This is a genomic window from Salinivibrio sp. SS3, assembly GCF_001722105.1.
GTDB lineage: Bacteria > Pseudomonadota > Gammaproteobacteria > Enterobacterales > Vibrionaceae > Salinivibrio > Salinivibrio kushneri.
On record NZ_MEBQ01000045.1, the window covers coordinates 227,905 to 241,771 of the forward strand.

General features: G+C 52.3%; 10 protein-coding genes and 6 tRNA genes. 15 read left to right on the forward strand and 1 reads right to left on the reverse strand.

The window, feature by feature from the left end; translation table 11 throughout:
- The first annotated feature begins 18 nt into the window (after positions 1–18).
- Complete coding sequence (gene rpoS, locus BGL48_RS15365; protein WP_046074104.1) at positions 19–993, forward strand: RNA polymerase sigma factor RpoS; 975 nt, start codon at positions 19–21, stop codon at positions 991–993.
- 136 nt (positions 994–1,129) lie between these two features.
- On the opposite strand, the gene mutS is transcribed toward rpoS, so the two are convergent.
- Complete coding sequence (gene mutS / locus BGL48_RS15370) at positions 1,130–3,733, reverse strand: DNA mismatch repair protein MutS (RefSeq protein WP_425589745.1); 2,604 nt, start codon at positions 3,731–3,733, stop codon at positions 1,130–1,132.
- Between the two features lie 87 nt (positions 3,734–3,820).
- Between mutS and BGL48_RS15375 the strand changes: the two genes are divergently transcribed.
- From BGL48_RS15375 to BGL48_RS15440, 14 genes are all read left to right on the forward strand, one after another.
- A complete protein-coding gene (locus BGL48_RS15375; protein ID WP_069363574.1) occupies positions 3,821–4,306 on the forward strand; it encodes a CinA family protein in 486 nt (161 codons plus the stop codon).
- A 130-nt stretch (positions 4,307–4,436) separates the two neighbouring features.
- The gene (recA, locus tag BGL48_RS15380) at positions 4,437–5,486 is read left to right on the forward strand and encodes a recombinase RecA (protein WP_069363470.1); all 1,050 of its coding nucleotides are present in this window, start codon (positions 4,437–4,439) and stop codon (positions 5,484–5,486) included.
- Positions 5,486–5,953, forward strand: a complete 468-nt coding sequence (locus tag BGL48_RS15385; protein WP_255377423.1) for a regulatory protein RecX — start codon at positions 5,486–5,488, stop codon at positions 5,951–5,953. The genes recA and BGL48_RS15385 overlap by 1 nt, the downstream gene beginning before the upstream one ends.
- A 128-nt stretch (positions 5,954–6,081) precedes the next feature.
- Positions 6,082–8,664, forward strand: coding sequence for an alanine--tRNA ligase (alaS, locus tag BGL48_RS15390; RefSeq protein ID WP_069363471.1), 2,583 nt, complete (start codon positions 6,082–6,084; stop codon positions 8,662–8,664).
- A gap of 439 nt (positions 8,665–9,103) precedes the next feature.
- Positions 9,104–9,301: a carbon storage regulator CsrA gene (gene csrA, locus BGL48_RS15395; protein ID WP_069363472.1), complete on the forward strand. Its 198-nt coding sequence runs from the start codon at positions 9,104–9,106 to the stop codon at positions 9,299–9,301.
- A gap of 199 nt (positions 9,302–9,500) precedes the next feature.
- Positions 9,501–9,593, forward strand: a tRNA-Ser gene (locus BGL48_RS15400).
- Positions 9,594–9,616: 23 nt separating this feature from the next.
- Positions 9,617–9,693 (forward strand) — tRNA-Arg (locus BGL48_RS15405).
- Positions 9,694–9,701: 8 nt separating this feature from the next.
- Positions 9,702–9,794 (forward strand) — tRNA-Ser (locus BGL48_RS15410).
- A gap of 31 nt (positions 9,795–9,825) precedes the next feature.
- A tRNA-Arg gene (locus BGL48_RS15415) sits at positions 9,826–9,902 on the forward strand.
- A gap of 55 nt (positions 9,903–9,957) precedes the next feature.
- Positions 9,958–10,034, forward strand: a tRNA-Arg gene (locus BGL48_RS15420).
- A 27-nt stretch (positions 10,035–10,061) separates the two neighbouring features.
- Positions 10,062–10,138, forward strand: a tRNA-Arg gene (locus tag BGL48_RS15425).
- Between the two features lie 504 nt (positions 10,139–10,642).
- Positions 10,643–10,897, forward strand: coding sequence for an OadG family transporter subunit (locus tag BGL48_RS15430; protein ID WP_069363473.1), 255 nt, complete (start codon positions 10,643–10,645; stop codon positions 10,895–10,897).
- Between the two features lie 32 nt (positions 10,898–10,929).
- Positions 10,930–12,720, forward strand: a complete 1,791-nt coding sequence (gene oadA, locus BGL48_RS15435) for a sodium-extruding oxaloacetate decarboxylase subunit alpha (protein WP_069363474.1) — start codon at positions 10,930–10,932, stop codon at positions 12,718–12,720.
- Between the two features lie 9 nt (positions 12,721–12,729).
- Entirely contained in the window at positions 12,730–13,860 is a 1,131-nt protein-coding gene (locus tag BGL48_RS15440) for a sodium ion-translocating decarboxylase subunit beta (protein ID WP_069363475.1), read from the forward strand.
- Positions 13,861–13,867 lie beyond the last annotated feature (7 nt).

Sequence of the window (13,867 nt, forward strand, 5' to 3'; positions counted from 1 at the left end):
CGTCATTAGGGAGGCGCTATGAGCCAAACAAATACCGCAAAGAAACTGGACGGCTTGAACCAAGACGTTGAATTCGACACCGTGGAAGCACAAGCTGACGAGGTGCTCGAAGAAGTCGAAGAGGCAGTACAGCAACAAGCGGCCACTTCAAAGGCCTCTGATGCCACCCAACTCTACCTCAGCGAAATTGGCTTTTCACCGCTGCTTACCGCTGAAGAAGAAGTGCTCTATGCGCGCCGAGCGTTGCGCGGTGACGAGGTTGCTCGCAAGCGTATGATTGAGAGTAACCTTCGCTTGGTGGTGAAAATTTCACGTCGCTATTCTAACCGTGGTTTAGCGCTGCTCGATTTGGTCGAAGAAGGAAATCTTGGCTTGATTCGCGCGGTGGAGAAGTTTGACCCTGAACGCGGCTTCCGCTTTTCAACCTACGCAACCTGGTGGATTCGTCAAACCATTGAACGTGCCATCATGAACCAAACGCGCACCATTCGTCTGCCGATTCACGTCGTCAAAGAGCTGAACGTGTACCTGCGAACCGCGCGCGAGCTGGCACAAAAGCTTGACCATGAACCGACCGCTGAAGACATCGCGGCGCAGCTCGATAAGCCGGTAGAAGATGTGAATCGGATGCTTCGTCTCAATGAGCGTATTGGCTCCGTGGATAATCCCATTGGCGGTGATTCGGAAAAAGCTTTGCTAGACATCATTCCAGATGAGAAGCAAGACGGCCCAGAGTACACCACACAAGACGATGACATGAAAAAGTCGATTGTCCAGTGGCTACAAGAGCTTAACCCAAAACAACGCGAAGTATTGTCACGGCGTTTCGGGCTTCTCGGCCATGAAGCATCAACGCTGGAAGATGTGGGACGTGAGATTGGCCTAACCCGCGAGCGGGTACGTCAAATCCAGGTGGAAGGGTTACGCCGCCTGCGCGACATGCTGACGCATCAAGGGCTGAGCATCGAATCGCTCTTTAACGTAGAGCAATAATCAGCCTGTTAATGTCGCATCATTCATAGAGCGAGAATCACAGTCATAGATATTAATGAAGGGACAGCGATGGCTGTCCCTTTTTGTTTGCCCAGCGAAGCTGGCATGACGGCTCACAGGATGATGGCGTGGTCGATTAGCGAGATTGCTGTAACGCTTTGAGCGCATAGAGGGCGTCTAAGGCTTGCCGTGGGGTCATCTCATCGGGGTTTAAGGCATCGACCGCGTTATCCAGTTCGCTAGGCTCAGGCAGTAAGGCGAGCTGAGCGGGCGCGGGATCACCGACCGTTTGTTCAGCATGAATGGTATGTTGGCCGTTTTGCTCGAGTTGTGCCAGTTTATGCTTAGCACGCCGTATTATCGGTTTGGGAACCCCTGCGAGACTCGCGACGGCTAGTCCATAAGACTTACTGGCTGCGCCTTCTTGCACAGCGTGCATAAACGCAATGTCATCGCCATGCTCCATGGCATCAAGGTGCACATTCACCAAGCCTTCCATTTGCCCTGGCAGTTCGGTGAGTTCGAAATAATGGGTGGCAAACAAGGTCATTGCATGAATTTTTTCTGCCAGCCATTCCGCACTGGCCCATGCTAAAGACAAACCATCGTAGGTACTGGTGCCGCGGCCAATTTCGTCCATTAACACCAAGCTGTTTGCCGTCGCGTTATGGAGAATATTGGCGGTTTCCGTCATTTCCACCATAAAGGTTGAGCGCCCGGAAGCGAGATCGTCAGAGGCGCCGATACGGGTAAAAATCCGATCAACAGGCCCAATGGTAGCGCGATCAGCGGGCACATACGCACCAATATGGCTCAGCAAGGTGATCAATGCCGTCTGACGCATATACGTGGATTTACCCCCCATGTTCGGCCCGGTAATGATCAGCATCCGCCGCGCAGGGCTTAAGGCGATGGGGTTAGGGATAAAGGGGTCACTCATGACTTGCTCAACCACTGGGTGGCGGCCCGCTTCGATATCGATGCCCGGTTTGTCGGTAAGCACTGGGCGATGATAATTGAGCGTCTCAGCGCGTTCAGCAAGATTACACAGCACATCAAGGCCAGACAATGCCTCAGAGGCATGTTGCAGTTGGGCCAAATGTGGCAGTAATAAATCAAACAACTCTTCCCACAACCGTTTCTCTAACGCTAATGCGTTGGACCGAGAGCTTAAGACCTTATCTTCGTGCTCTTTTAATTCGGGGATAATGTAACGCTCTGCATTTTTAAGCGTTTGCCGGCGGATATAATGTGCAGGTACTCGGTCACTTTGCGCGCGGCTGATTTGAATGTAAAAGCCGTGCACCTGGTTATAACCCACCTTCAGGGTATCGATGCCATATTGCTCGCGCTCGCGGGTTTCGAGTTCTTCTAAGTAGCGTGATGCGCCTTCAGATAAGTCACGCCATTCATCCAGTTCCGCGTTGTACCCTGGCGCAATCACGCCGCCATCACGGATCACTACCGGCGGGTTCTCGACCACCGCGCGGGTGAGCAAATCTTGCAGCTCTGGCATCGGTGTGGTGGCCGTTTGGTAATCGCAAAACGCACGGTGATCTAGCTCGGTGAGCAGCGTTTGTACCTCAGGCAGCTGCGCCAATGCGGTGCGCAGCCTTGCCATATCGCGGGGGCGAGCAGAGCGCATCGCCAAGCGAGCCAGTACGCGCTCGATGTCGCCAACCGGTTTGAGTGCGGCGCTTAACTCGGTGTATAGGCCACTATCAAGCAGCGCGCCGATCGCATCCAAACGTTGGTTGAGCACTTGAGGGTCGCGCAGGGGTTGATGGAGCCAGCGTTTCAGTAAGCGACTGCCCATTGGCGTTGTCGTGCGATCCAAAACGTCAGCCAGGGTGTTGTCGGTGCCGCCAGCGAGGTTTTGGGTGATCTCTAAATTACGTCGTGTCGCGGCGTCCAACACCACAGAGGTGTCTTGCTGATCTTTGATGATGGCACGAATATGGGGAAGCGCAGTGCGCTGGGTTTCTTTGGCGTATTGTAATACACAGCCGGCGGCACTGAGCCCCAGCACGCAGTCTTCCACGCCAAAGCCGACTAAATCGCGGGTGCCAAATTGACTGGTCAGTTGACTGCGAGCGGTGTCGAGATCGAATTCCCAAATCGGTCGGCGCCTTGCGCCGCGGCTCGCTGCGAGTAAATCAGGGTAGGGAAAGTCTTCTGGATAAAGCAGCTCAGCCGGTTGCGTGCGTTGCAGCTCGGCTTGCATTTGCTCGTAGGTAGCAGGCTCGGTCAGCACAAATCGCCCCGAGGTAATATCTAAGGTGGCGAAGCCAAACTGCTCGTTATCACAAATCAGTGCGGCAACCAAGTTATCAACCCGCTCGCTAAGCAGCGCTTCATCGGATACTGTGCCGGGGGTGACGATTCGCACCACCTGGCGCTCAACCGGGCCTTTACTGGTGGCCGGATCGCCAATTTGCTCACAAATCGCCACCGGCTCGCCCAATTGCACTAACTTCGCTAAATATCCCTCCACGGCATGAAAGGGCACACCCGCCATGGGGATCGGCTCACCGCCTGAGCTGCCGCGCTTAGTCAGTGATATATCCAAAAGCTGAGAGGCGCGTTTGGCATCGTCGTAAAAGAGTTCGTAAAAATCCCCCATGCGGTAGAACAGCAGCTCTTCAGGGTGCTGCGCTTTGAGTTTGAGGTACTGTTGCATCATCGGGGTGTGCTTTTCGAGCGCTTGTACTGTCACGACTAGACCTGCAAAATGGAACATTGAAAAGGGTAGGTAGAATACGTGATCGTACGGCAAAGGGTAAAGTTGCGGTACCGGTTTCTTCCCCCTCAACAAAAGGAGCGCATGGTGGAACAGTTATTCTCGCTAGCAAAGCAACTCGGCGATGCCTTATTGGATGCAGGGCTGACAGTGACCACCGCAGAGTCTTGCACCGGGGGCGGTATCGCTTACTGCTTGACGGACGTGCCAGGAAGCTCGCAATGGTTTCAGCAAGCATGGGTGACCTACAGCAATCCAGCCAAACACCAACAAGTGCACGTGCCAGATGACCTATTAGCACAATATGGCGCGGTGAGTGAACCTGTGGTGATGGCGATGGCGGAAGGTGCGCGCCAAGAGGCAGAAGCAGACTTGGCGATTGCCGTGAGTGGCGTGGCTGGCCCATCGGGGGGGAGTGCTGATAAACCTGTGGGCACCGTGTGGTGCGCATGGGCTTGGCATGGTGGCGAAATTGACACAGAAGTCTGTCATTTTGAGGGGGACAGGCGCGCGGTTCGTGAACAAACGGTCGCGCATGTGTTGTCCCATGCTTTAAGGCGCTTGTCTCCGTAACTGGAGACGTGTCGCACCACACAGATTTTTTCTATACAGGGCTAGACACTGTATGTATGGACAGTATACTTAGCCCCAATGACTGATAGCTTTCATCGCATAGATAGCGGTTTATTTCCTGGAGACTGAAATGGACGATAACAAAGAAAAGGCGCTCGCAGCCGCACTCGGGCAAATCGAAAAGCAATTTGGCAAAGGCTCAATCATGCGTCTGGGTGATGACCGCACCATGGACATCGAAACCGTATCGACCGGCTCTTTGTCTCTCGATATCGCCCTAGGTGCCGGCGGGTTGCCTTTTGGTCGTATTATCGAAATCTATGGCCCAGAGTCATCAGGTAAAACGACGCTGACGCTAGAAGCGATTGCCGAAGCACAAAAAATGGGTAAGACCTGTGCCTTTATCGACGCTGAGCATGCCCTTGACCCTATTTATGCGCGCAAGCTGGGTGTCGACATCGATAACCTTTTGGTCTCTCAGCCAGATACCGGTGAGCAAGCGTTGGAAATTGCCGATGCCCTGACACGCTCGGGCGCTGTCGACATGATCGTGATTGACTCAGTGGCGGCATTGACACCTAAAGCTGAGATTGAAGGCGAGATGGGCGACTCACACATGGGTCTGCAAGCGCGGATGTTGTCACAAGCGATGCGTAAGCTCACAGCCAACATCAAAAACAGCAATACCATGATGGTCTTCATCAACCAAATTCGCATGAAAATTGGTGTGATGTTTGGTAACCCAGAAACCACGACTGGGGGTAACGCGTTAAAATTCTACGCCTCGGTTCGCCTGGATATTCGCCGCATTGGTGCGATTAAAGAAGGTGACGAAGTGGTGGGCAACGAAACCCGCGTCAAAGTGGTAAAAAACAAAGTGGCTGCGCCCTTTAAACAAGCCGAATTCCAAATCCTTTATGGCCAAGGCATTAACTTGCAAGGCGAATTAGTAGACTTGGGCGTGAAACACAAGCTGGTAGAAAAAGCCGGTGCTTGGTACAGCTACAAAGGCGATAAAATTGGCCAAGGTAAAGCCAATGCATGTAAATACCTGAAAGAAAACCCACACATTGCGGAAGAAATTGACACCACCTTGCGTGAGATGTTGCTGCAGCCTGGCCTCAACAACGAAGCGGTCGACGCGAACGCGGAGGCAGAAGCCGAGGACGATCAGCTGTAATGGCCGTATCGTGCCAAGACGTTGCGGTGGGCTTGTTAGCCCGCCGTGACCATTCTGTTCACGAGCTGCAACAAAAACTGATTCAACGCGGGTTTGATCAAGACACCATTGCGCTGACCCTTGATGAGTGTCTCGCGCGTGGTTGGTTAGATGATGCCCGTTTTGCGGCCAGCTTGTTGCGCCAAGGTGTGAGCAAACATCATGGCTGGCTACGTATTTGTCAAGATGCCAAGCGAAAGGGCATCGACACTGAGTTGTTATCACGTGCCGAACAAGAGCAAGAGGTTGACTGGTATGCGCTAGCCAGAGAGACCGCACAGCGTAAATATGCCGATCTCGATGGCCGCCTTCCGCCAGCCGAGCAAAAGGAAAAAGCCAAACGCATGCGCTTTTTACAGTCACGTGGCTTCAACTTTGATCAAATCCAATACGCACTCAGTCACGACGATTCGGACACGCATTTCTAAACCAATCCCACTCTGTCTCTTTTCCGCACGCGATCGGTTGTTTACAATGGCGTAAATAAAACCATGCTTCCATCGCGTCACGACCATATCTGGTTGCTAACGCAATATTCGATTATCAGGATTAGCCAATGTATATGAGCACTGATGAGATCCGTACAGCGTTTCTCAAGTTCTTTGAAAGCAAAGGGCACCAGATTGTGCCTAGCTCGTCGCTCGTGCCTGCCGATGACCCAACGCTTTTGTTCACCAACGCAGGGATGAACCAGTTTAAAGATACTTTTTTAGGGGTTGAAAAGCGTGACTACACGCGTGCAACGTCAGCACAGCGTTGTGTGCGGGCGGGCGGCAAACACAACGACCTTGAAAACGTCGGTTTTACCGCGCGCCACCATACCTTCTTTGAAATGCTCGGCAATTTCAGCTTCGGTGATTACTTCAAGCAAGATGCGATTCAATACGCATGGGCATTTTTGACCGAAACCATTGGCTTGCCAAAAGAAAAGCTGTTGGTAACCGTATACGAAACCGATGACGAAGCATTTGATATTTGGCATCAGCAAATCGGTGTCCCAGCGGATCGCATTGTGCGTATCGGCGATAAAGAAGGCGGTAAGCCTTACGAGTCAGATAATTTCTGGCAAATGGGCGATACTGGGCCATGCGGACCATGTAGCGAAATTTTCTATGACCATGGTGAGCATATTTGGGGTGGCCCGCCAGGGACGCCAGAAGAAGACGGGGATCGCTTCATCGAGATCTGGAATATCGTCTTTATGCAGTTTAACCGCCAAGCAGACGGCACCATGGAAAATCTGCCTAAGCCGTCAGTGGATACCGGGATGGGGATTGAACGCATAGCGGCAATTAAGCAAGGCGTGCACTCTAACTATGAAATCGATGTTTTCCAGCAATTGATTAAGCAAGTCGCTGACATCATTGGGGTTGAAGATCTCACTAACCAGTCTTTGCGCGTAGTCGCTGACCACATCCGCTCGTGTGCATATTTGATTGTTGATGGTGTGATGCCTTCTAACGAAGGACGAGGCTATGTGTTGCGCCGAATCATTCGTCGTGCGGTTCGTCATGGTAACAAGCTTGGCAGCAAAGAGGCGTTTTTCTATAAGCTGGTTGGCCCTCTCGCTACCATCATGGGGACGGCCGGTGAAGATCTGCGTGCGCAGCAAACCATGGTGGAAAAAGTCCTTAAGATTGAAGAAGACAACTTTGGTCGCACGCTTGAGCGTGGCATGTTGATGTTGGAAGAGGCCTTGGACAAGGTTAAGGGTGACGAGTTAGATGGTGAAACCGTCTTCAAACTCTATGACACTTACGGCTTCCCGGCAGACTTAACCAATGATGTTGCGCGTGAGCGCGGTTATCGCATTGATGAAGCCGGCTTTGAAGCGGCGATGGAAGCCCAGCGTCAGCGCGCGCGCGAAGCCGGTCAGTTTGGCACTGACTACAACCAAGCCATAAAAGTGGAGCATGGCTCTGATTTTTGTGGTTACACAGGGACAGAAGGCACAGGCCAGATCACTGAGATTTTTGTCGACGGTGACACCGTTGATAGCTTGGTATCGGGCGATAAAGCGGTGGTGATCCTTGATCACACGCCTTTCTATGCCGAGGCCGGTGGCCAATGTGGTGATACAGGGGTGATTGACACTGACCAAGGGCGATTTACCGTGACGGATACCCAGAAAGCGGGGCAAGCCATTGCACATTACGGTAGCTTGTCGGAAGGGCAACTGAGTGTCGGGGCACAAGCAACCGCTCGCGTGGATGCCGCGCGTCGTCACGCGGTAGCGATGAATCATTCCGCGACTCACTTGCTGCACGCCGCACTGCGTGAGGTACTAGGGAAGCACATTGCGCAAAAAGGCTCGCTAGTCCGGCCTGATGGGTTGCGTTTTGACTTCTCACACCTTGAGCAGGTCACTGCTGACGAACTCAAAGCGGTTGAGCGGATCGTGAATCAACAAATCCGTGAAAATAGCCCCGTGCAGACAGAAGTGATGGATATCGAAGCCGCCAAGCAAAAAGGCGCGATGGCACTGTTTGGTGAGAAATACGATGACCAAGTGCGTGTATTAAGCATGGGTGACTTTTCTATCGAGCTGTGTGGCGGGACACACGCGACGCGTACGGGCGACATTGGCATGTTTAAAATCGTCTCTGAAGCGGGTATCGCGGCCGGTGTACGCCGCATCGAAGCCATTACCGGGCAAGCGGCCATTGATAGCGTTTATCAGCAACAGGCTGACTATGAAGCCAAACTTGACGAAGCCCAGAGCAAAGCGAAAGCGTTAGAGAAACAAATTCAGCAGCTTAAACAGAAACTGGCCGCACAAGAAAGTGCTGGGCTGATCAATCAGGTCCGTGAGCTAAACGGGGTAAAAGTGCTGATTAGCCAGCTTGATGGTGCGGATAACAAAGCTCTGCGTAGCATGGTGGATGATCTGAAAAACCAAATGGGCAGTGGCATTGTGCTACTCGGTAACGTGGCCAATGATAAAGTCGGCCTGATTGCCGGTGTCACCAAGGATCTAACCGGCACGGTAAAAGCGGGTGAGCTGGTCAACCTTGTCGCACAGCAAGTGGGTGGCAAAGGCGGTGGTCGTCCTGATATGGCACAAGCCGGCGGTAGTGATGTGAGTGCACTGCCGAGTGCGTTAGCCTCCGCGGAGACCTGGCTCGCTGAGCAACTATAAGTCGCTTTTGTTTTTTTAAAAAGTCAAGAGGGTCGCGTATCGCGACCCTTTTTTGTGATCTAGATTAATAATTGCACTTTTTTCCTGATTCTGTATAGTGCAACGCCTTAAGCGGTGTCAGCGGTAAGACGTGATATTGGTTAGATTTTGTCACCATGCTGGCCAATGCCGTACAGATTTCTCTTACACTGTTATCTCAGGTCAATCGCCTCCACGGCTAACGGCATGATGATAAAACAGTAAATTTCTCTGCCCTTTTCTGGATATGGTGTGATAATTCGACCATAGTGTGGAATACGGACGCGAGTCAGCGCCCGTATTGGCATCATGAGCAGGGAAAGAATCCAACGATCACAGGTAACGGGCCGATACGCTGGCGGGTTATCTGGCTCAGACACTAATTGAATAAGTAAAAGATTGATACTCAAGGAGTAGAAGCATGCTGATTTTAACTCGCCGTGTGGGCGAAACCTTGATGATTGGTGATGAAGTCACTGTCACTGTATTGGGTGTAAAAGGTAACCAAGTCCGTATTGGTGTGAATGCACCGAAAGATGTTTCGGTACATCGTGAAGAGATCTACATGCGTATTCAGGCCGAAAAAGGCGCACCTGCAGGTGGTCAGAGCGACTACTAACAAGGCAAAAAGAGGTCGACCAAAGGTCGGCCTTTTTTATCCCTGCTTTTCCCGTAAAATCAGAATGAAACGGCGATAAATCCAACAATAGAATTGGGCTTTGGGTGATAATTGTCCATTTGTTGGTGGCAAGACTATTTTTGCCAGAAAAGTGTTTGACATATATGTGGCTCAAAGTAATATGTGCACCCGCAGCGACGGTGAGGTGGCCGAGTGGCTGAAGGCGCTCCCCTGCTAAGGGAGTATACGGTTTGTAGCCGTATCGAGGGTTCGAATCCCTCCCTCACCGCCATGTTGCTGCAGCAAGATAGATGCGCGTCCGTAGCTCAGCTGGATAGAGTACCTGGCTACGAACCAGGCGGTCGGAGGTTCGAATCCTCCCGGACGCGCCATAACTTGCGGTGAGGTGGCCGAGTGGCTGAAGGCGCTCCCCTGCTAAGGGAGTATACGGTTTGTAGCCGTATCGAGGGTTCGAATCCCTCCCTCACCGCCATGATTTACAAGCCTGCCTTGTATTAAGATGTGCGTCCGTAGCTCAGCTGGATAGAGTACCTGGCTACGAACCAGGCGGTCGGAGGTTCGAATCCTCCCGGACGCGCCATCTCTTCACGGAAGACCCGCAACACGGTTCATGATGAACGTAAGATTGACGACACGCGCTCGTAGCTCAGCTGGATAGAGTACCTGGCTACGAACCAGGCGGTCGGAGGTTCGAATCCTCCCGAGCGCGCCATCTTCAATCTTAAGCAAATCCGTCAGCGCGTCCGTAGCTCAGCTGGATAGAGTACCTGGCTACGAACCAGGCGGTCGGAGGTTCGAATCCTCCCGGACGCGCCATTTTGCTCGCTTCTCTGCCTTGTCGCATACCATCCTTTGTTTACTCCTATCGCTTCGATAGTTATCGTTGACCTCTTCATGTCTCTCCGCGTTTTTTTTATATCTCCCTTTACGTTTTGATTGCTTGGTTGTCACGCTCAGTACGTCGTTTTGACAGTTGATACAAATAATCACGATAGGAAAAAGGTTTTTTCCAAAAGTGCGATAGTCTGAAAATTGGTATCGTTCCCCATTTTATTCGGTGCTCGCGTCAGTGGCTCTCGGCCCTGTATTGACGGTAATTGTATATAAACACTTAGTTTGTTTGGTTTGATCGCGAAGTGGCTAAAAATGCCCATTAATGGGCGTTATGAGGTAACAAAAACGCAATCGCCAGATTGTCATTGATACGAATTGTTAGTATTTTGAACGCCGTTGATGAGTTTGCCACCAAAATAAATGGATAATAATGGGGGCAATCACTGCTTAGAAGTAAGCAATAGTGAGTGTGACAAGGAAAAAACCATGGATTTAGGCCCGCTTTTAGAACAGGCAACGATGCTGATGTTAACCGGCATGGTTGTGGTATTTGTATTTCTTTCGATATTAATTTTTTTGGTCCGCCAACTGGAACGTTTTGGTGACCCTATCCCCCCTGCCGCGGCGAAAGCAGCCGCTCAGCCCAAAGCCCAAGCAGCACCTGACGTATCGCAGCCTTCACCGGATGTGATTGCCGCGATCACTGTCGCTGTTCAGCAGTACCGCCAACGTCACCGTTGAGTGGCCAGGCACATATAAAAAAGGAGTTTGTTATGTCTACGCCGTTAGCTATTACCGATGTGGTATTGCGTGATGCCCATCAGTCGTTGTTTGCCACACGTCTGCGTTTGGACGATATGTTGCCGATTGCCGCCGAGCTGGATCAAATTGGTTTTTGGTCACTGGAAACCTGGGGTGGGGCGACCTTTGATGCTTGTATTCGCTACCTGGGTGAAGATCCTTGGGTGCGCTTGCGAGAGCTCAAAAAAGCGATGCCAAATACGCCGATGCAGATGCTGTTGCGTGGTCAGAACCTGTTGGGTTATCGCCACTACGCCGATGATGTGGTACACAAGTTTGTCGAGCGCGCACATGCAAATGGCATGGATGTGTTTCGGATCTTTGATGCGATGAACGATGTGCGCAACTTCCAAGCAGCGGTGGGCGCGGCGGTGGAAGTCGGTGCGCATGCGCAAGGCACCATCTCTTATACCACCAGTCCCGTGCACACCATGGACACCTGGACCGACTTGGCTAAACAGTTGGAAGATCTTGGCTGTCACTCGTTGTGCATTAAAGACATGTCTGGTTTGCTAAAGCCTTATGAAGCCCATGAGCTGGTGAGCCGTATCAAAGCGGCGTGTGATATCCCCCTATCCTTGCATTGTCACGCCACCACGGGATTATCGACGGCCACCGCCGTCAAAGCGGTTGAAGCTGGCCTGGATGTGCTCGATACCGCCATTTCTTCAATGAGCCAAACCTACGGGCACACGCCGACGGAAACCGTGGTCGCGATGCTCGAAGGCACTGAGCGCGAAACGAACCTCGATCTGAATAAGCTTGAGTCCATTGCCGCTTATTTCCGCACCGTGCGTAAAAAATACGCGCAATTTGAAGGGCAGCTTAAAGGCGTCGACTCACGTATTTTGATTGCACAAGTGCCCGGCGGCATGCTGACCAATATGGAGAGCCAGCTTAAAGAGCAGGGGGCGGCCGACAAAATGGACGAAGTGTTGGAGGAAATTCCCCGGGTCCGTGAAGATTTAGGCTATATCCCCTTAGTCACCCCGACTTCGCAAATTGTCGGCTCTCAATCGGTGATTAACGTGCTGACCGGTGAGCGCTACAAGAGCATTACCAAAGAGACGGCTGCATTACTCAAAGGGGAGTATGGAAAAGCCCCCGCGCCGGTAAATGCAACACTTCAGGCTCGAGTGTTAGATGGCGAAGAGGCAATCACCTGTCGCCCTGCTGATAAGTTGGAGCCGGAAATGGACGCGCTGACTCAAGCACTGACCGACAAAGCCGCGGCCGAGAATGTCACTTTAGCGGATCAGACCATTGATGATGTGCTGACCTATGCCCTGTTCCCGCAGGTGGGGTGGAAATTCTTACAAAACCGAGGTAACCCTGAAGCGTTTGAACCAGTACCAATCGGGGAGCCAACACCTGCACCCGCCGTACCTGAGCAATCAGGCAGGGGTGACGTGGAAACCTACAGCGTGCGTGTTAACGGTCAGGTCTATCAGGTCGATGTAGGGCCAGATGGGGCGCTGGGTGATATTCAGCCAGTGAGTCAGGCGCCAGTATCGACGAGTGCGCCAGCCCCTCAAGCTGCGCCAAGCAACCTTGAGCCGGTGACGGCCCCTCTGGCAGGGAACATTTTTAAGGTGATGGTCACCCCAGGGGAGCATGTCCAGGAAGGCGATGTCCTGATCATCTTGGAAGCGATGAAGATGGAAACCGAGGTGCGAGCTGCCCATGCGGGCACCGTCCAAGACGTACAAGTGAAAGAAGGCGATGCTGTGACCGTCGGCATGCCGTTATTGCACTTAGGATAAGAGGGCAGCATGGAAGGATTAATGATCCTGTGGTCGGAAACTGGACTGGCAAACTTCCAGTGGCCACAGTTGGTAATGATTGCCGTGGGCTGTCTATTGCTCTTTTTGGCGATTCGACGTGGGTTTGAGCCACTGTTGCTCCTACCTATCGGTTTTGGCGCCATATTGGCGAATATACCCAATGCCGGTTTTAACGAGCCAGGCGGCCTGCTCTACTATGTCTACCATGTCGGGATTGATACTGGCGTATTCCCCCTGCTGATCTTTATGGGGGTGGGGGCGATGACCGATTTTGGCGCGCTGATCGCTAACCCGCGCACCTTGTTGCTCGGTGCCGCGGCACAGTTTGGTATTTTTGCTACCTTGTTTGGTGCCATTTTACTTAACTTGGTGCCAGGCATGGCGTTTAGCCTCCAAGATGCGGCCTCCATCGCCATCATTGGGGGCGCGGATGGGCCGACAGCTATCTTCCTCGCCAGTCGATTATCACCGGACTTGCTCGGCGCCATTGCCGTCGCAGCCTATAGCTATATGGCGTTGGTACCCATTATTCAGCCACCCATCATGAAGTTGTTTACCTCTGACAGCGAACGCAAGATTGAGATGAAGCAACTCCGTCATGTGTCGAAAACAGAGAAGGTCCTGTTTCCGCTGGCGGTGCTGATGATGACCATCTTGTTCTTGCCCTCGGCGACCCCGCTGGTTGGTATGTTCTGTCTTGGCAACTTGATGCGAGAGTGTGGCGTGGTGGACCGTTTATCGGGAACGGCGCAAAATGAGCTGATCAACATTGTCACCATTTTCCTTGGTCTGGCGGTAGGCTCCAAATTGGAAGCCGATAAGTTTCTTCAGTTTGAAACCTTAGGGATCTTGGTATTGGGCGCCGTCGCATTTAGCATCGGCACCGGAACTGGGGTATTAATGGCCAAAATCCTTAACCGCTTTAGCCGCGATCCTATCAACCCATTGATTGGGGCAGCCGGTGTATCAGCCGTTCCGATGGCGGCCCGAGTGGTTAACAAAGTAGGACTCGATGCCAACCCGCATAACTTCTTATTAATGCATGCGATGGGACCCAATGTGGCTGGCGTATTGGGCTCAGCGGTCGCGGCCGGGATTTTGCTGGCTTTGGTCGGCTAGCCTTCAG

Coding starts and splice junctions, on each gene's coding strand:
- rpoS (WP_046074104.1), top strand. CDS start 19: ATGAGCCAAACAAATACCGCAAAGAAACTGGACGGCTTGAACCAAGAC.
- mutS (WP_425589745.1), bottom strand. CDS start 3,733: ATGTTCCATTTTGCAGGTCTAGTCGTGACAGTACAAGCGCTCGAAAAG.
- recA (WP_069363470.1), top strand. CDS start 4,437: ATGGACGATAACAAAGAAAAGGCGCTCGCAGCCGCACTCGGGCAAATC.
- BGL48_RS15385 (WP_255377423.1), top strand. CDS start 5,486: ATGGCCGTATCGTGCCAAGACGTTGCGGTGGGCTTGTTAGCCCGCCGT.
- alaS (WP_069363471.1), top strand. CDS start 6,082: ATGTATATGAGCACTGATGAGATCCGTACAGCGTTTCTCAAGTTCTTT.
- csrA (WP_069363472.1), top strand. CDS start 9,104: ATGCTGATTTTAACTCGCCGTGTGGGCGAAACCTTGATGATTGGTGAT.
- BGL48_RS15430 (WP_069363473.1), top strand. CDS start 10,643: ATGGATTTAGGCCCGCTTTTAGAACAGGCAACGATGCTGATGTTAACC.
- oadA (WP_069363474.1), top strand. CDS start 10,930: ATGTCTACGCCGTTAGCTATTACCGATGTGGTATTGCGTGATGCCCAT.
- BGL48_RS15440 (WP_069363475.1), top strand. CDS start 12,730: ATGGAAGGATTAATGATCCTGTGGTCGGAAACTGGACTGGCAAACTTC.